The sequence below is a fragment of the Acinetobacter soli genome, from assembly GCF_018139125.1.
Lineage (GTDB): Bacteria > Pseudomonadota > Gammaproteobacteria > Pseudomonadales > Moraxellaceae > Acinetobacter > Acinetobacter soli.
Window position 1 is genome coordinate 2,192,263 of sequence record NZ_CP073241.1, and the last position, 18,034, is coordinate 2,210,296.

Genomic DNA, 18,034 nt, shown 5'->3' on the forward strand with positions numbered 1-18,034 from the left:
TCTGATGTGGTCGATTCTTGCGCTAGGTGCAATCGAACGCTGTATTCATCATTTTATCGATCTGGATGCCATTACCCGCATCCAGCTCAACCGTCTTCAAGGCAAGCTGCTGCGTGTGGTGATTGACAGTCCGCAGCTGTCGGTGGATGTGTTTTTTGATGAACACAAGGTGCGTCTTGAACCTACAGTGACAGGACATGCCGAGAAAGCGTCAATCTTTGAACAACGCCCTTTTGATCAACAACACTGCGTCATCGACGCCACCGCTACCTTGCATGTGCCCAATGTCATCTCGCTCCTTAAATTGCTCCTCAGCGATCCAGAGCAGATCGGTAATGTACCGCTTCAAGGTGATTATCATCTGTTGCAAGACATACAGCGTATTTTAAATGAAGCTGAACCTGATCTTGCATCACATTTGAGTCCATGGGTTGGCCCTGCGCTTGCACATGAACTGGGCAAACTCGGCGGTGTGCCCAAACACCTCAAACGTGCAGTCGAAAGCGGATTATTTTTTGCTGAAGATGCACTCAAAGAAGATACCGGTTTGTTCGCTTCACGCTGGCAAATGAACGCGCTTCAAGGCCAAACCCGTAAATTGAATCAAGAGCTGGATCGACTCGAAGCCAGACTTTCACAACTTAAAACCAAGATACTACCCAACAATTAGGTGACAACTGACTATGGTTCCGCACGTTTCACGGTTACTCGAACTCTGGCGTATTGCTGCACACTATCGGCTCGACACCCTGTTTCCTGCGGAAGAATTGCCTACCAAAGCACGCCATGCCCTTAATCTGATCCGTCTACATCCTGCCGCATGGTCGAGCCGTGAACGTAAAAATCCGTTCAAGCTCAAAGAAGCCATTGAAGATATGGGGCCACTGGCCATCAAGATGGGGCAATTGCTCTCGACACGTCGTGATCTAATTCCACCTGAAATTTTGGCACAATTGGTATTATTACAAGATCAGGTTAAGCCATTTGATACCCAGATTGCCAAACAGCGGATCCAGAATGCGCTGAAAGCCGATGTAAATACACTCTTTGCACGTTTTGACGAACAGCCCCTTGCCGCTGCCTCAATTGCACAGGTGCATACCGCGGCTTTGTTTGATGGTCGAGAAGTGGTGGTTAAAGTTACACGTCCCGATATTCGCAGTCAGATTCTGCAAGATTTTGAAATTATCACATGGCTTGGTCAATGGCTCGAAAGCCGGATTGAGGCCGCACGCGCACTGCATTTAACTGAAATTATTCAAGATTACCGTCAGATCATTCTCAATGAACTGGATCTCACACTTGAAGCGGACAATACCCGTCGCATGCGCCATAACTTTACGGGCTCAAGCATGATGTATGTGCCCGAAGTTTATATGGACAGTACCGACGTGATGGTGGCAGAGCGCATTACAGGTGTGCCGATTTCCGATACCGCCACCTTTGATCGCCTTGGTATGGATCGTGCACAACTGGCCGAAAAAGGTCTCACGATTTTCTTTACACAGGTTTTCCGCGACAACTTTTTCCATGCCGACATGCATCCTGGCAATGTCTTTGTTGAAACCCTCAATCCAACTAATCCACGTTTCATTGGACTCGATTGTGCGATTATGGGCGAGTTGTCCAAATCGGATCAGATGACCGTTGCACGCATGCTACTGGCAGTAATGAACAGTAACTTTATGCAGCTGATTCAGATTGTACACCAAGCGGGCTGGATTCCACCCGGCACCGATCAGGATGCCTTGGCTCGTGAAATGCGCCGTACCGTGGGCCCGATGGTCTCTAAACCCATGGATCAGCTCGACTTTGCCGGTATTTTATTGCAGGTGATGGATATTGCCCGACGCTTTCGTTTGGAAATTCCACCTCAACTGATGCTGCTGCTCAAAACATTGGTCCATGTAGAAGGTTTGGGCACCGATTTGTATCCACAGCTGGATATCTGGAAACTGGCCAAACCTATTTTGACTGAATGGGTGAAAGCGGAAATGAATCCAGTCAAAAACATGAAGGCGTTGGGTCAGCAAATTCCTGATCTGTTATTGGGTGCGCATGACCTTCCGACCTTAATGATCGACAGTTTAAACGGATTAAAAAATCAATCTGCATGGCAAGATCGTCAGGTGCGTGAAATTCTGCAATTACGTTTGCAAATGGAACAGCAACAAAAGCGGAGCTGGATCTTTGGCAGCATGATTGCAATTTTACTCAGTATTGCTGTGATTGCACCGTGGTATTTCTCAGCTCCTTTAATTGTCGTGGCTACACTAATTGCGCTCTGGCGCGTGACCAAATAAAAGCACGGCGTAATCTCGTGCAGGCTGCTTCATGAGCGCTATCTGCCTAATGAAGCATGCCAATCCGACTGGGCCATATGGCCCAGTTTTTCGTATATGCCGATAAAGCTCCCCCATGAATCTGGCCAAAAGATCGAGTTTTTTTTCGCAAATCCGATCAGATGCCGTACACTATAACCGTCTTAAATGACCAACAACTCTTTTTCTATTTCCATATTGGTGATGTCTCATGAACAACGTGCAATGGCTCGATGAAGTAAAATTTAACGAACAAGGATTAATTCCAGCCATCGCGCAGCATCATCAAACTGGTCGTATTTTGATGGTCGCTTGGATGAATCGTGAATCCTTGGCTTTAACCGCAGAAAAAAAACAGGCCGTGTATTTCTCACGTTCGCGTCAAAAGCTTTGGCATAAGGGCGAAGAATCTGGGCACTTTCAAACCGTGTATGAAATTCGTCTCGACTGTGATGCGGATGTCATTATTTTACAGATCGAGCAGCACGGTGGCATTGCCTGCCATACAGGCCGTGAATCCTGTTTTTATCGCGTACTGACTCCACAAGGTTGGGAAATCGTTGATGCGCAGCTCAAAGATCCAACCGCCATTTATGGTGAAACGGCCAAGCAAGAGCCACACGACACTCTCAAGACCAATGATCAAATCGATGTTCTTGCCTACCTTGGTCAGCTCATGCAAGCGCGTAAGCAGGCACAAGCAGACAGCTCCTACGTGGCCAGTCTGTATCAAAAAGGCCTAAACAAGATTTTAGAGAAAGTGGGTGAAGAAAATATTGAAACCCTGCTGGCGGCTAAAGAGTTTGCACACCAACCAAGTGATGCAACGCGCAATGATTTAATTTATGAAACAGCCGATCTTTGGTTCCATAGCATTATCATGCTGGGCTATTTCGATCTCAGTCCTGAATTGGTACTCAATGAACTGGCACGACGTCAAGGCCTATCGGGTCTGGTCGAAAAAGCCAATCGGATAAAAGGATAACTGCCACCTGTGTCGAGCCAAGAAAAACCAAAAGCCACATACGAACAAGCGACCGCAATTGACAATGCCCGTTTGGGTGAATCGTTTAAGGTGATTGCCTATGCAGGCACAGGAAAAACCACCACCTTGCAAATGATCAGTGATGCCATGCCTGCACGGCGTGGCATGTATCTGGCTTTTAACAAAGCCATTGCCAGTGAGGCACAGCAAAAGTTTCATCGACAAGTGGATTGCAGAACCTTTCATTCATTGGCATTTCGCAGTGTGCCACGCGGCGTTACCGATAAACTTCGCTTACCACGACTCAGCCCCAGCTTTATGGCCAAGGATTATCGGCTTGAGCCGATTACTTTACGTCGATTAATGGGCGGGCGTTACGAAAAATATGTGCTGATGCCCAGTCGTTTAGCCAGTTTAGTGGCCAACACGGTCAGTTACTTTTGCTCGACCAACTCGCAATATCCTGCACCTCGACATATTCAGGCACCGAGCTGGCTGCATCCCGATGACATCGATCAGCTTCAACAGCATCTTTATCCGGCAGTTGAGCGGCGCTGGCTAGAATCGATTGATCCACAGCATCAGGCGGGTATCGGGCACGATATCTACCTCAAGCTCTGGGCGTTATCAAATCCCGTCATTCCAGCCGATTATGTGCTATTTGATGAAGCACAAGATGCCGATCCACTCATGCTCGGCATCTTGCTCAAACAACGTAGTACCCAAGTGATTTATGTAGGGGATGCACATCAGCAAATTTATGCTTGGCGCGGTGCAGTCAATGCCATGCAACAACTGCCCTTGCCTGAGTCACGCCTGACCACCTCGTTTCGCTTTGGCGAAAGTATTGCCGATATTGCCAATCATCTGCTGTATGGACTGAATGAAACCATCCCGCTACTGGGCAATCCCGAACTGAATTCAAAAGTCGTCAACAAACCGCATACCAAACAGCGTGATGCGATTTTGTGCAGAACCAATGCCCGTGCCATGGAGTTACTCCTTTCTGGTCTGGTTCATGGCGATAAAGTCAGCCTGCAAGCCGATCACAATAAACTCAATCGCTTTGTCGATGCGGCCAGCCAGCTCAAACAGGGCAAACGTGTGACCGACGTTCCAGAGCTGGCATGGTTCAATTCATGGCATGATGTACATGAATATTGTGAAACCAATGATGGCAGTGACATTAAGCCTTTGGTGAAACTGGTCGATGACCATGGTACAGCCCCTCTTAAAAAGGCATTGTCCAAGATTACGCCGATTGAGCAAGCAGACTATGTGATCTCAACGGCACATAAAGCCAAAGGTCTTGAGTGGAACCGCGTGCATATTGAAGACGACTACCAATTTAAAATTAACAATTTAGAGCATAAAATTACAGATGAAGAACTTCGTCTGCTCTATGTGGCTTGTACACGTGCTAAAGTAAGTTTGAACATCCATCATATTTATGATCTTGTGCAACAGCTCAAGTTACGCTCGTCACAGCGCTTGAGTACATCTGTCGTATAGAGAGTGAGCCACTGATGAAGCTAAAATCGATCCGTCTCAAACATATTGGTCCATTTCAAAACCTTGACGTACAGTTCGATTACGCTCAAAAGCCCGTCACATTGATTCTAGGTGAGCATTCATCAGGTAAAACCACGCTGCTCAAGCATCTTTTTCAGGCGCTCAGTTGGTTTCCTGCACGCTTTAAAGACGCGCGTGCTGCCGGCATTGTCATGCAAGATCAAGATATCAGCTTTCAAAAAACGCAGGCAAAAATTCAATTGGATGTCCAATTTCCTGCTGAAATAGGTGTGATCACAGAAAGCAGCGATGTACAACAATACGACGCTCACGGATGCACATGGCGACTATTTAAAACCTTATCGGCCAGTGGGACAGGCATCAGTCAAGTTGATACGCAACAACTTGAACAACTGGTTAGTCTTTATCAGCACGCCATACATCAAGATCCGTTACAAGGCCTGCCTCTGATCGCTTACTACCCTGCCGATCGTTTTATTCACGAAGTAAATTTACTCAGCAAAAATATTCCGGCGGTGTTTCAACCCATTTCTGCCTATGAAACTGTGACGCCACCCTACACCACATTTGCACGCTTTTTTGAATGGTTGCGTGAAGTCAGTGATGTTGAAAATGCTCAGGCTGCTCAGCTTCTACAACGCGTCACCCAACATGATGAAGACAGCAATGCACCACCACTTGAAGAAGTAATGTTTCATGCGCAGGCTCAATTAAAAACGCCACATTTGCAAGCACTGAAAAATAGTTTGCAAATGGTTTTTCCTGAATTGACCGATCTTTATCTTGAGTATCACCCTAAATTGCAACTTATGGTGCGCTATCAAGGGCAGCTCCTCCCTTATCAACAATTGTCTAACTCACTCAAAGTCTGGATCGCACTGGTGGGAGATGTGGTCAGACGCCTATGCTTGCTGAATCCATTTAGTCTGTACCCTTGCCTTGAAGGCGAAGGGATTTTGATGATCGACCATATCGATGCACAGCTGGACCATCAGCTTTCGCATGAAATATTAAAGCGTCTGAGTCGTGCCTTTCCGGCCATTCAAATTATCGCGACAGGCAATCGGGACGAATTACTTGAGCATGCCAGCGATTATCAATCGTTGAAACTGATCCATTTTCAAATTCACACTATTGAACCCAGTGCCCCAGTACATCTTTATGATCAAATCTATAATCGACTGTTTAATCAAGCGACTGAATCGACTCCCGATGAGTCGCCTTGCTTACTGGCTGGCACCGAGCAACTAGATGGTTTAGTGGCGCAAATTCAGTCACTTTCGCCAGAACAAAAACAGCAACTGATTCAGCTGCTCAAGCCAGATTTACCCTCAGATGAACCGCATGTTGATTCCGCACGATAAATAGGCTGAATAATTAACAAATTAAATCAGATTTTGTGTTACAATTGAAATTACCTATCAATGAAAATCACTATCTTAGCCTGAAGTCTTCATTTAAGTCTTTGATAATGTTATTTTCATGTAAGCGTTGAGGTGTGTTTATTTTCTATCCTGTATACTGCTTTGGATAGTTTTATTTTGTTTTTTCAAGTTGCGCAATACAGCTTGTTTTTTCCTTGCTTTGTTCTATTTTGGTTTTTAAGTGATCAATATTTGGAAGGCTCTTTGTCATCCTAGACCGCTTAAAAGATAAGATTCACGTTTAGGCTACGGCCTAACTCATGACATGGATACCAGCGTGTTACCGATCATTATCTTATTACCGTTAATATTAGGCACAACACTTGTCTTATTTCTGCAGCGATTTTCTCGAGGGATCACCGCACTCGGTGCCATTGGGGTCAGTCTCGCCAGTTTCAGTTTGCTCTTGACCCAAGCTCAGGCGGTATTTAGTGGTGCCGTTGTTCAGCAAAGCTGGGCATGGCTACCTCAACTTGGAATCAATCTCAGTTTTCGTCTCGATGCGTTGGGCTTGCTGTTTAGCCTCCTCATTACCGGCATCGGTACACTGATTTATATCTATGCATATTATTACCTGAGCGCCAAAAATTCCCTCTCCAAGCTGTATATGTTGCTGATGATTTTTATGGCAGCCATGCTGGGAATTTCACTTTCCAACAACCTCATTCTGCTCCTGATTTTTTGGGAATTGACCAGTATTTCATCTTTTTTACTGGTGGGATATTGGGGGAATTACGAAGCGGCACAGCGTGGCTCACGTATGGCACTTACCATTACAGGTATGGGCGGTCTTGCGATGCTGGGCGGATTTATTTTGCTGGGTCAAATCGCAGGAACTTATCAGATTGATCAACTGCTCGGAATGAAAGAGCTGATTCAATCACATAGCCTATTTGTACCGGCTTTGCTGCTGATTCTACTGGGTGCATTTACCAAAAGCGCGCAATTCCCGTTTCACTTCTGGTTACCCAATGCCATGGCAGCCCCTACACCTGTCTCGGCCTATTTGCATTCTGCAACCATGGTGAAGGCAGGAATTTTCCTGCTGGCACGTTTGGCCCCGATTTTTGTGGGTGCAGCGCTGTATCATAATATCGTGACGTTTGTCGGCCTATTTACCTTATGTATGGCTGCTTTCTTTGCGATTTTTAAAGAAGATCTAAAAGGTCTTTTGGCATATTCCACCATCAGCCACTTAGGGCTTATTGTGTGTTTGCTCGGTATCGGATCACCGCTTGCGGTGGCTGCGGCGATTTTTCACATCATTAACCATGCCACCTTTAAAGCAGCGCTGTTTATGATCGCGGGAATTATCGACCACGAAACCCAAACACGCGATTTACGCAAACTCAGCGGAATTTGGCAAATGCTGCCCTTTACCGGCACCCTGACCATGATCACTGCCGCTTCGATGGCTGGCGTTCCACTCACCAATGGCTTTATCTCTAAAGAAATGTTCTTTACCGAGTTGGTGGCCAATCTTTCGGGTGGTGCGCTGATCTTCTCGATTATCGTGGCAACACTGGCGGGTATTTTTGCCGTGAGTTACTCGATTCGACTGGTACACGGCGTATTTTTTGATGGTCCAATCGGCAGTAAAGTTCCCAACAAAAATGCACATGAACCACCAATCGGCATGCGTTTACCTGCAATCTTGCTGGCAACTTTGTGTATTTTAGTCGGTATTTTACCGGCGCTCTTGGTCGAAAACATTGTCAATCAAACCACCCGTGCAAGCCTGATGACACCAGATTTTGCAGGAAGTCATCTGGCGATTTGGCATGGTTTTAATCTGCCACTGCTGATGAGTGTCATCGCACTGGTGGGTGGGGCATTGTTTTATTTTGCACTTGCAAAAGGTCAGCGCTTGCGCGATATCGATTTAGACCCTTATTTGGGGCGCTTGCAAGGGCGTGAGCTGTTTGATCGTTTCCTTCATTATTTATTGTTGGGCAGTCGTAAAATCAAGCTCAGCACAGAAACCGGATCATTACAGCTTTATCTGTTTTGGATTTTACTTTTTAGCATTGCCATTGTCGCCACACCTCTGGTGAATCAGGGCTTGACCACTGGAACACGTGAGCTGTTACTGGCACCGTGGGCTGCTGTGGTGTTATGGCTGGTACTTTTCTGTGCCTGCTGGATGATGATCTGGTTCCATCATGAACGAATCAAAGCTGTCTTAATCAGCGGTGCGATTGGTTTGGTGGTGACCATGGTGTTTGTCGGCCTTTCTGCACCTGACCTTGCCTTGACCCAAATTACCGTCGATGTGGTGACCACAGTATTATTGCTGATGAGTTTGTCGTTGCTGCCACAACTTACACCGTATGAATCCAAACGTACGCGTCGCTGGCGCGATGCCAGTATCGCGATTTTGGGTGGCGCTGGGGTGGGCTGGATTGCATGGCTGATTCTAACGCGTGATCACAATTCAATTTCATGGTTCTTCTTACAACAATCGCTTCCACTTGGCGGCGGTTCAAACGTGGTCAACGTTATTCTGGTCGATTTCCGTGGCTTCGATACCTTCGGTGAAATCACGGTACTCGGAATTGCTGCCTTGGGTGCACTGTGCCTCATGGATGGCATGCGAATCCACGGCACCAGCGTGACACCAGGTCTGACCTATCGTTTTAATCCCTCTCCTCTCATGCTCAGAACCACAGCCTCATGGGTACTTCCTGTGGCATTGGTGGTGAGCCTGTATATCTTTTTACGTGGGCATAATTATCCGGGAGGCGGATTCATTGCTGGCTTGATTACCTCCATGGCATTGATCATTCAGTATGTTGCACAGGGTCAGGATCGCGCTGAGCGTCTATTGCAAGCCAAATCTGGTCGCTTATATGAAATCTGGATTGGTTCAGGACTCATGATTGCAGGGCTTACGGGTTTAGCCGCATGGTACTGGTTACGTCCATTTTTGACCAGTGCGCATATTTATGTACATCCGCCACTTTTGGGAGAAATGCATCTGGCCAGTGCCGCAGCTTTTGACGTGGGCGTTTATGCCACGGTTGTGGGCGCCACCATGCTGCTGATTTCAGTCTTGGGGGATTCTCGACATTCCACCATGTCTGGTCCTGTTCTACGTGAAGGAGATTGACCATGATAAGTCTTGAGTTTTTACTGGCCTCTGCAATCGGATTATTGGTTGCAACTGGTATTTATTTGATTCTACGTGCGCGTACCTTTCCCGTCGTGTTGGGACTGGCCATGATTGGTTATGCTGTGAATTTATTTTTGTTTGCAATGGGACGCTTGCAGACGAACTCTCCTGCCGTACTCACCGAAACAGCCAATGTAACAGACCCCTTACCTCAGGCTTTGGTGTTGACTGCGATTGTGATTGGATTTGCGACCACAGCCTTTGTGGTGCAATTGGCCATCCGCAGTCGTTATGAGTCTGGAACCGATCATGTCGATTCAAAAGAAGATCCATCACTGAACTATGACCCGCGTGAGGACAAGCCATAATGTTTGATTTTATGACCTTCTGGCATGCTCATGCGCCAATCATGAGTATTTTAATTCCGGCTTTTACTGCATTTGCACTCATTTTGTTGGGGAATCCCGGATCGGGCGCTTTAGATCACGATCCGCGCCAGCCATGGCGTCGCGGCATCAGTTTAGTTTCAATCTTGTTGAGTCTGGCAACCGCGATTAGTTATTTCATGATCGCCAATACCGGCCAGATTACGGTTTATCAACTCGGAGAATGGTCGGCACCGTTTGGCATTGTATTAATTCTGGATCGCTTGTCTGCATTCATGCTGTTGCTTACTTATGCCCTTGCTGCACCTGTATTGTGGTTTGCCAGCAAAGAGTGGGATGCGCGTGGTCGTTATTTCCATACCATGTTTCATTTTTTACTCATGGGGGTGTCCGGGGCATTTTTAACGGGCGACTTATTCAACCTGTTTGTCTTTTTTGAAGTTTTGCTGTTGGCATCGTATGTACTGCTGTTACATACACAAGGCAAAGCGCGGTTTCAATTGGGAATACATTACGTCACCATCAACTTGCTGGCTTCTGCACTATTTTTGATTGGCCTCGGGATGATTTATGGCAGTGTCGGCAGTCTCAATATGGCGGATGTGGCACGCTTAATGCCAATTCTTGAGCCTGATGCACACAAACTTGCAGCAGCGGGTGGCTTATTGTTATTTGTGGTTTTTGGAATTAAAGCAGCCATGCTTCCTGTTGGATTTTGGCTACCGAAAACCTATGCTGTGGCCACAACGCCCGTCGCTGCAATTTTCACCATTATGACCAAAGTGGGGATTTATGCCATTTTACGTGTTAATGGTACGGTATTTGATGACACCTTCTCACAAGCGATGTTACAGCAATGGCTACTGCCTATTGGCCTGATCACCTCCATTTATGGTGTGATTGGCGCTATTGGAGCAGATCGTTTACGTCGCTTTATCGGGTTTATGATCTTGTCGTCGGTCGGTACATTACTGATTGCCATTGCCATGGCCAACACGCAAGCATGGGCTGCAGCACTGTATTATCTGGTGCATAGTACCCTGATTGCAGCAGCATTTTATCTGTTTTCAGGCTGGATTACTGCGCAACGTGGTGAGTTTAAGGATCACCTTAAAATTGCGCCGCAAATGAAACAAGACAAGCTACTCTCGATTGTTTATCTACTGATTGCACTCATGCTTGCAGGCCTGCCCCCGTTTAGTGGGTTCCTTGGTAAAGTCTTTATTTTACAGGCCACAGCACAGTCGGCGCATCAGGGCTGGATTATTGCCATTATTTTGATCGTGAGTTTGCTCAGTATTATTGCACTGACTCGTGTGGGCTTTGTGCTGTTTTGGCGCTCAAGCCGTCCTGAGCAAGATCCAACACAACCAGAATATGTACGTTATCAGGCTTTACCTGGCCGTGCTCCGGCACGCAATAACATCACGATTTATGTGTTTTTAAGTATTTTAACGGCTTACGTCGTTTTTGCATCGCCCATTCAGCAATACACGCAAGCGACCGCCGAGCAAATACGTGATCGCTCATTGTATGTCGATCAGGTATTGAAAAAAGACCGTGAAGGCCAAGTGATTAGCGTTCAAGCTTTTGATCCAACCTATTTGCCGGAAACCAAATATGGCGGAGAAGCGCCGGATGCCAATGCCCACTATATTCCGTATGTTGTGTCGCCAAATAGTTTAAACGGTGAACATATCTCGTCTTATAAACTGCGCCAGATTGAACAGCAGCTTAAAAACGAGCAAGTTGCACCAAGTGATGCCCAACTCAAACCAATGGAGCAATAGAGATGAAAAAAGATTCTTTACTTGAACGTTGGTTCCCTCATCCATTTGTTTCAGTGATTGTAGTATTGAGCTGGCTCATGCTGTCGCATAGCGTGGAGTTTGGACATCTGCTCTTGGCAGCTTTACTGGGTATTTTTATTCCACGAATGATGCGTCCGTTTATTAAACGTACGCCGCACATTCACTGGACGCTGGCCATCAAGCTGGTTTTTGTGGTGCTTTGGGATATCGTAATCTCCAACATTCGCGTCGCCAAATTGGTGCTAGGGCCAACTGATCGTTTGTGTCCCAAATGGTATCGTGTACCGCTAGAAACCCAGCATGAACAGGTGAACAGTTTGCTGGCGATGATTATTACCACCACACCTGGCACCGTATCTGCGGGTATTGATCAGGAACGTGGTGATATTCTGGTGCATTCACTCAGCACAGACGATACTGAGCTGGATATTCAAGATATTAAAGATCGCTACGAAAAACCGCTACTTGCCATTTTTGAGGTCGATCCAAATCAAGGAGATCGCGCATGACCATACTTCCTTATGCTTTAGGCATCTGTTTGGTTGCCATTACGATTTCGATGTTTCTTTGCCTGATTCGTTTGGTCATGGGGCCTTCGGTTATTGATCGACTACTGGCACTCGACACCTTGTTTTTAAATGCAACCTGTTTGGTGATTGTGCTGGGAATTTACTGGGCCACCACCAATCTGTTTGAAGGCGCCTTGCTGATTGCCATGCTGGGCTTTGTTTCGACTGTCGCATTGGCACGTTATTTTACCACTGGGCATGTCATTGACTAGGAGCAACTCATGCAATTGATCATGGAAATTCTGGTTTCGATCTTTTTATTGATTGGCGCCTTTTTTATTCTGATTGGTGGAATTGGCATGATTCGCCTGCCCGATCTATTTATGCGCCTGCATGCACCCACCAAAGCCAGTACTTTAGGTTTGGGCGGTTTTTTGATTGCCTCAATTATGTATTCTGCATTTCATGGTCGCTTCGGCTTTGCAGAGCTGATCATTACCTTACTGGCATTTATCACAGCACCCGTTTCAGCCAACTTGATGGCACAGGCGGCATTACATTTGCGTTTACGCTCTTTAAGTGGTGAAGTGCCTGAAAGTATTAATCGTCCTTTACCGTGGGATCGCTATAAATTCGGTCAACGCTTCTCATCGACTAAACCGCCTATGGATCCTCCCAAGGATTAAAAGTGCAGCAAAAAAAAGCCACCCGAAGGTGGCTTTTTTTTATTTAAGATTTATCTTCAGGCGACTGTTCTGGCAGATCTTGTACTGCCTTTTCAATCAAACCAAACATGTAATTACCATAGGCATTGGTTTTGTCATAATGAAAACGCAATCTAGGCGTAATACGTGTCTTGATGCGACGGCTTAGTTCATGGCGCAAGAAACCAGATGCTTTATTTAAAACGTCTAGCGTTTCTTTATTTGCTGCCTCACTTTGCTCATCACCGAGCTCACGCCCCATTACTGTGACATAAACTTCAGCATAACCCATGTCTGCACTGACTTTCACCGCCGAGATGGTCACTAGACCACCTAAGCGAGGATCTTTCAGCTCCTGACGGATCAGTTCAGACAACTCACGCTGCACTGAATCCGCCATTCGCTTTAAGCGTTGGCTACCCGCCATTAAAGACTCCGTTTAATTAATTGAACATCATAGACTTCGATCTTGTCTTTGACCTTGATGTCTTTATAACCTTTCACCGCAAGGCCACATTCCATACCAGCACGAACTTCATCTACCACATCTTTATAACGACGAAGAGATTCAAGCTCGCCTTGGAAGACCACCACGTCATCACGTAATACGCGAATCGGCTTATTACGATGTAACATACCTTCAAGTACCATACAGCCCGCTGCTGCACCAAACTTGCTTGAGTGGAATACTTCACGTACTTCAGCAACACCCAAGATGGTTTCACGGTGTTCAGGTGCAAGCTTACCGCTCATGGCATTCTTCACATCATCAATCAATTCATAGATGATGCTGTAGTAACGAATGTCGATGCCGTCTTGATCGCTCTTTTGACGTGCGGTTGTATCGGCACGAACGTTAAAGCCAAGCAATACTGCTTCAGACGATTCTGCAAGCGTTACGTCAGATTCTGTGATTGCACCAACACCTGAACTGATCACACGAACGCGAACTTCGTCCATCGACAATTCATTCAAGGCTGCAGTCAAGGCTTCAAGCGTACCACGTACGTCTGCTTTCAAGACCACATTGACGGTTGGAACGTCTTTTTTGCCCATTGATGACATGATGTTTTCAAGACGCATTGCACTTTGACGCTCAATACGTTTTTGACGTTCACGGTCTGCACGCGCATCAGCCACTTCACGAGCTTTCTTCTCGTCATTGACCACAAGCACTTCATCACCCGCCATTGGAGCATCTGGTAAGCCCAGAATTTCCACTGGAATAGACGGACCTGCAGATTTGATTGGCTGACCATTTTCATCGGACATCGCACGAACACGACCATAAGATGAACCTGCAAGTACAAGGTCACCAATGTTCAATGTACCGTTTTGCACCAGAATCGAGGTCACTGCACCACGGCCTTTGTCGACACGTGCTTCAATCACAACACCCTGCGCAGCACCTTCAGAAGATGCTTTTAATTCCATCAATTCTGATTGAATCAAAATCAAATCAAGAAGTTCATCGATCCCTTGTCCACTGTGTGCAGAAACTTTAGCAATCGGAACATCACCACCCCATTCTTCTGGAACGATTTGTTTCGTTGTTAATTCATTTAACACACGGTCTACATCAGCAGATTCTTTATCCATCTTGTTGATTGCAACAATGATTGGCGTACCTGCTGCACGCGCATGGTCAATTGCTTCTGCAGTTTGTGGCATTACACCGTCATCTGCTGCAACTACCAATACCACGATATCCGTTGCTTTCGCACCACGTGCACGCATTGAGGTAAATGCAGCATGTCCCGGAGTATCTAGGAAAGTAATAATCCCTTTTGGCGTTTCAACGTGATAAGCACCAATGTGCTGGGTAATACCACCCGCTTCACCCGCTGCCACTTTCGAGCGACGAATACGGTCAAGCAACGAGGTTTTACCATGGTCTACGTGACCCATGATCGTCACAACTGGCGGACGAGTCGTTTGCTCACCACGTGCTTCTTCAGCCGCTTCAAGCAAGTTATCTTCTGCTTGTGTATCAGAAACTAAAACAGGGTTATGACCCATTTCCTCAACAACAAGTGCAGCGATATCTTGATCAATCGCTTGATCTTGATTAACCAACTCACCCATTTTCATCAGTGATTTGATGACTTCACGTACTTTGACTGCCATTTTTTGTGCAAGATCGGCAACAACAATACTTGAACCGATTTCTACATCATAAACTTGCTTTTTAACTGGCTTTTCAAATCCATGCTTATTTGCCTGGCTTGATTTCAAACCACGTTTATTGTGGTTAACAAAGCTTTGCTCTTCTTGACCACGGCGGCCACCTTTTTTACCCGCACGCGGATTGGTGGTTGCGCTACCGCGTTTAATTTCACGGTCTTCTTGCTTAAATGAATCTTCATAAGCTTGGCCAACTAGACCTGAAGCAAGTGGAGAATCATCAATCACACGAATTGTCGTAGTCGCTTCGTCACTTGAATACTTAGACGCCATTTTGCGCATTTGTTCAAGTGTACGCTGTTGCGCTTCTTCCGCTGCTTTACGACGTGCTGTTTCTTCTGTCGCTTTAAGTTTAGCCGCTTCTGCTTCACGCGCTTTACGTTGTTCGGCCGTTTCCACCTGTTTTACATTGACAGGCTTGATTGGTTTATTGGTCGATTTACGTTTTACCACCACCTCAGCTGTTGCTGTTGTGGTTTTTGCGGTTTCTTTTTGCTGAGCAGCACGCATCGCGTTTAACGTTGCTTGCGCTTTATTTTCTACAACTTCGTCACGCTTTGGTTGTTCCGCCACTTGACGCGTACGATCTTGTGTACGTGCTTTTTCTTCGCTTTCCTGACGCGCTTTGGCTTCAGCAGCGATTTGTTCAGGATTTGGCTTGGTAAACGTATGCTTCTTGCGAACTTCTACGTTAATGGTTTTGGCTTTGCCTGATGTGCTCGCCACTTTTGCCGTACTGGTAGTTTTACGTTTCAACGTGATTTTTCCTGCACCACTTTCCTGCCCGTGAACCTTTTTCAAGTAATTCACCAAGGTATTTTGCTGTTCAGTGGTAATAATGTCATTTGCTGTACGTTGTGGCAGACCTGCTTCACGAACCTGTTCAAGGAGCTTTTCAACAGGACGATCAACACTGAGTGCTAACTCTTTAATGGATTTGTCCGTCATGTACCACCCCCTTAATTAAACCAAGATTCGCGTGCTTTCATAATCAGTTGACCTGCTTTTTCTTGACCAAGACCTTCGATATCAGAAATATCATCGGTTGCTTGATCGGCAAGATCATCAACTGTCACGACACCACGTGCTGCAAGAGCGTATGCAAGCTCACGAGTCATGCCTTCCATTTCGAGAAGTTCTTGACTTGGTTCTTGAACATTTTCTTGCTGTTTTAATGCATCTGTTAATGCGGCTTCTTTTGCACGGCTTTGAAGTAACTCAACCAACTCTTGATCAAGCTCAATTTCATCAAAGGTTTCTGGTGGTACGTAAGCAATTTCTTCAAGAGAAGTAAAGCCCATTTCAACCAGCGCCATTGCGAGATCTTCTTCAATATCCAGACGTGTGACAAACATGTCCAAATACTGCTGTGCTTCATTTTGTTGACGAGCACGATACTCTTCTTCAAGCATCATGTCGAGTTTGTAACCAGTTAATTCAGATGCAAGACGTACATTCTGGCCTTGTGAACCAATTGCACGCGCCAACTGATCATTGGTTGCAAAAATAATATCGGCACTGCGTGTATCCTCATCGAGTACGATGCCCGATACATCAGCTGGCTCAAGCGCGCTTGCGATGTATTGTGCTGGATCGTCTGACCATACCACGACATCAATACGCTCGCCATTGAGTTCTTGCTGAACCGCTTGGATACGCGTACCACGCATACCAATACATGCACCAACAGGATCGATACGATGGTCATTGGTTTTCACAGCAATTTTTGCGCGAACACCCGGCTGACGTGCCGCTGCTTTAATTTCAATGATTTCTTCAGAAATTTCTGGAATTTCTTTTTTCATCAATGCCATCAGCATTTCAGGACGTGCACGTGACAAGAGCAACTGCGCACCACGACCTTCACGGTTTACGCTGTACAAAATTGCGTTAACGCGTTGCTTAGGACGCAAAATTTCTTTGGCAATCATTTCTTCACGTGCCAAATACGCTTCTGCATTGTCCCCTAGATCGATAATGAAACCGTCTTTGGTTTGCTTTTTCACTTCGCCATAAATGAGCTCACCCACTTTTGACTCGTAAGCATCTGCAATCAGTGCGCGTTCTGCTTCACGGATTTTTTGTACAATCACTTGCTTGGCAATTTGAGCAGCAATACGACCAAATTCGATCGACTCTACTTCAAGTTCACGCACATCGCCAATTGACCATTTTGATGAATCAACATCAGAAATCGCGTCTTGACATGCTGGCATTTCATGATCTTCATCGGCCACAAGTGTCCATTGACGGAACGTGCGGTAGTCACCTGTTTTACGATCAATTTCAACACGCAACTGCGCTTCTTCTGCATTTGTGCCTTCGTAGAATTTTTTCTTCGTTGCCGCAACAAGAGCTTGTTCTAGCGCTTCGAAGATCGCTTCACGACTAACACCTTTTTCATTACTAACCGTTTCTACAACGGTAAGAATTTCACGGCTCATAAGTCACCTACAGATTCTTATTAATTTAAATGAATTTAGTCCTGATAGATCAAGTTTGCTTTGTCGATATTATGACTATCAATCTCAAGCACATGCTTACCGTCTACTTCTACTTGAATCATTTCATTTTCAAGGTCTACGAGCAACAGTTTTGCTTGGAACTTACGACGATTTTCGACAGCGCTAATTAATCTCAGAGCGACTTGTTGTCCGATATATGCAGACATTTGTTCAAGCTGGAAAAACGGTCGATCCCAACCTGGTGATGAAACTTCAAGTGCATACTCACCTGAAATCGGATCATGAACGTCCAAGATGGCACCCACTTGCTGGGTCACACGAACACAGTCCTGAACGCCAATACCACGTCCGAGCTCAGTTTCCCCGTCTTCATTTACAACAGGTTCAGCAGTCTCATCTACGGGCTTATCAATAAAAATACGCAATAATGAACGCTTGCCTTGTGGAATAAATTCAATTCCCCAAAGATTGACGTCACAGGCTTGCACTGCAGGAGCGATTAGATCTTGGAGTGCTTGGGTTTTGTTTGATAACTTCATTTACTCTCGTCATTTTTGTGCGATTCAATCGGTCCTTTGACCGATTCAGACTTACTATAGT

15 protein-coding genes are annotated in these 18,034 nt (G+C 45.9%); 11 read left to right on the forward strand and 4 right to left on the reverse strand.

Annotation, left to right across the window (positions count from 1 at the left end; translation table 11 throughout):
* The first annotated feature begins 4 nt into the window (after window positions 1-4).
* From KCV09_RS10085 to KCV09_RS10135, 11 genes are all read left to right on the forward strand, one after another.
* A complete protein-coding gene (locus tag KCV09_RS10085; RefSeq protein ID WP_119689873.1) occupies window positions 5-670 on the forward strand; it encodes a ubiquinone biosynthesis accessory factor UbiJ in 666 nt (221 codons plus the stop codon).
* A 13-nt stretch (window positions 671-683) separates the two neighbouring features.
* On the forward strand, window positions 684-2,303 hold the full coding sequence (locus tag KCV09_RS10090) for an ABC1 kinase family protein (RefSeq protein ID WP_025095309.1): 1,620 nt from the start codon (window positions 684-686) through the stop codon (window positions 2,301-2,303).
* A gap of 229 nt (window positions 2,304-2,532) precedes the next feature.
* On the forward strand, window positions 2,533-3,306 hold the full coding sequence (hisIE, locus tag KCV09_RS10095; protein ID WP_119689874.1) for a bifunctional phosphoribosyl-AMP cyclohydrolase/phosphoribosyl-ATP diphosphatase HisIE: 774 nt from the start codon (window positions 2,533-2,535) through the stop codon (window positions 3,304-3,306).
* A gap of 9 nt (window positions 3,307-3,315) precedes the next feature.
* A complete protein-coding gene (locus KCV09_RS10100; RefSeq protein ID WP_004943964.1) occupies window positions 3,316-4,818 on the forward strand; it encodes a UvrD-helicase domain-containing protein in 1,503 nt (500 codons plus the stop codon).
* 14 nt (window positions 4,819-4,832) lie between these two features.
* On the forward strand, window positions 4,833-6,203 hold the full coding sequence (locus KCV09_RS10105; protein ID WP_119689875.1) for an ATP-binding protein: 1,371 nt from the start codon (window positions 4,833-4,835) through the stop codon (window positions 6,201-6,203).
* 325 nt (window positions 6,204-6,528) lie between these two features.
* The gene (locus KCV09_RS10110; protein ID WP_004932499.1) at window positions 6,529-9,372 is read left to right on the forward strand and encodes a monovalent cation/H+ antiporter subunit A; all 2,844 of its coding nucleotides are present in this window, start codon (window positions 6,529-6,531) and stop codon (window positions 9,370-9,372) included.
* 2 nt (window positions 9,373-9,374) lie between these two features.
* A complete protein-coding gene (locus KCV09_RS10115; RefSeq protein WP_004932497.1) occupies window positions 9,375-9,743 on the forward strand; it encodes a Na+/H+ antiporter subunit C in 369 nt (122 codons plus the stop codon).
* Window positions 9,743-11,551, forward strand: a complete 1,809-nt coding sequence (locus tag KCV09_RS10120; RefSeq protein WP_212515102.1) for a monovalent cation/H+ antiporter subunit D — start codon at window positions 9,743-9,745, stop codon at window positions 11,549-11,551. Before KCV09_RS10115 ends, KCV09_RS10120 begins: the two co-directional genes overlap by 1 nt.
* A 2-nt stretch (window positions 11,552-11,553) precedes the next feature.
* Complete coding sequence (locus tag KCV09_RS10125; RefSeq protein ID WP_004932493.1) at window positions 11,554-12,081, forward strand: Na+/H+ antiporter subunit E; 528 nt, start codon at window positions 11,554-11,556, stop codon at window positions 12,079-12,081.
* Window positions 12,078-12,353, forward strand: coding sequence for a monovalent cation/H+ antiporter subunit F (locus tag KCV09_RS10130; protein WP_004932491.1), 276 nt, complete (start codon window positions 12,078-12,080; stop codon window positions 12,351-12,353). Before KCV09_RS10125 ends, KCV09_RS10130 begins: the two co-directional genes overlap by 4 nt.
* A 9-nt stretch (window positions 12,354-12,362) precedes the next feature.
* The gene (locus KCV09_RS10135) at window positions 12,363-12,767 is read left to right on the forward strand and encodes a Na+/H+ antiporter subunit G (protein WP_004943978.1); all 405 of its coding nucleotides are present in this window, start codon (window positions 12,363-12,365) and stop codon (window positions 12,765-12,767) included.
* A gap of 43 nt (window positions 12,768-12,810) precedes the next feature.
* Here the strand turns inward: KCV09_RS10135 and KCV09_RS10140 are convergent, their stop codons facing one another.
* The 4 genes from KCV09_RS10140 to rimP are packed head-to-tail and all read right to left on the reverse strand — an operon-like array spanning window position 12,811 to window position 17,973.
* Entirely contained in the window at window positions 12,811-13,212 is a 402-nt protein-coding gene (locus tag KCV09_RS10140; RefSeq protein ID WP_004932486.1) for a ribosome-binding factor A, read from the reverse strand.
* Window positions 13,212-15,917, reverse strand: a complete 2,706-nt coding sequence (gene infB, locus KCV09_RS10145; RefSeq protein ID WP_004932482.1) for a translation initiation factor IF-2 — start codon at window positions 15,915-15,917, stop codon at window positions 13,212-13,214. The genes KCV09_RS10140 and infB overlap by 1 nt, the downstream gene beginning before the upstream one ends.
* An 11-nt stretch (window positions 15,918-15,928) precedes the next feature.
* Window positions 15,929-17,413, reverse strand: coding sequence for a transcription termination factor NusA (gene nusA, locus KCV09_RS10150; protein WP_004943981.1), 1,485 nt, complete (start codon window positions 17,411-17,413; stop codon window positions 15,929-15,931).
* A 35-nt stretch (window positions 17,414-17,448) separates the two neighbouring features.
* Window positions 17,449-17,973, reverse strand: a complete 525-nt coding sequence (rimP, locus tag KCV09_RS10155; protein ID WP_004932478.1) for a ribosome maturation factor RimP — start codon at window positions 17,971-17,973, stop codon at window positions 17,449-17,451.
* Window positions 17,974-18,034: the final 61 nt, after the last annotated feature.

Excerpts from the sequence above, each read along its gene's own strand:
- KCV09_RS10135 (WP_004943978.1), top strand. The coding sequence starts at position 12,363 with ATGCAATTGATCATGGAAATTCTGGTTTCGATCTTTTTATTGATTGGC.
- rimP (WP_004932478.1), bottom strand. The coding sequence starts at position 17,973 with ATGAAGTTATCAAACAAAACCCAAGCACTCCAAGATCTAATCGCTCCT.
- KCV09_RS10105 (WP_119689875.1), top strand. The coding sequence starts at position 4,833 with ATGAAGCTAAAATCGATCCGTCTCAAACATATTGGTCCATTTCAAAAC.
- KCV09_RS10140 (WP_004932486.1), bottom strand. The coding sequence starts at position 13,212 with ATGGCGGGTAGCCAACGCTTAAAGCGAATGGCGGATTCAGTGCAGCGT.
- KCV09_RS10115 (WP_004932497.1), top strand. The coding sequence starts at position 9,375 with ATGATAAGTCTTGAGTTTTTACTGGCCTCTGCAATCGGATTATTGGTT.
- KCV09_RS10125 (WP_004932493.1), top strand. The coding sequence starts at position 11,554 with ATGAAAAAAGATTCTTTACTTGAACGTTGGTTCCCTCATCCATTTGTT.
- nusA (WP_004943981.1), bottom strand. The coding sequence starts at position 17,413 with ATGAGCCGTGAAATTCTTACCGTTGTAGAAACGGTTAGTAATGAAAAA.
- infB (WP_004932482.1), bottom strand. The coding sequence starts at position 15,917 with ATGACGGACAAATCCATTAAAGAGTTAGCACTCAGTGTTGATCGTCCT.
- KCV09_RS10090 (WP_025095309.1), top strand. The coding sequence starts at position 684 with ATGGTTCCGCACGTTTCACGGTTACTCGAACTCTGGCGTATTGCTGCA.
- KCV09_RS10110 (WP_004932499.1), top strand. The coding sequence starts at position 6,529 with ATGGATACCAGCGTGTTACCGATCATTATCTTATTACCGTTAATATTA.
- KCV09_RS10120 (WP_212515102.1), top strand. The coding sequence starts at position 9,743 with ATGTTTGATTTTATGACCTTCTGGCATGCTCATGCGCCAATCATGAGT.
- KCV09_RS10085 (WP_119689873.1), top strand. The coding sequence starts at position 5 with ATGTGGTCGATTCTTGCGCTAGGTGCAATCGAACGCTGTATTCATCAT.
- hisIE (WP_119689874.1), top strand. The coding sequence starts at position 2,533 with ATGAACAACGTGCAATGGCTCGATGAAGTAAAATTTAACGAACAAGGA.
- KCV09_RS10130 (WP_004932491.1), top strand. The coding sequence starts at position 12,078 with ATGACCATACTTCCTTATGCTTTAGGCATCTGTTTGGTTGCCATTACG.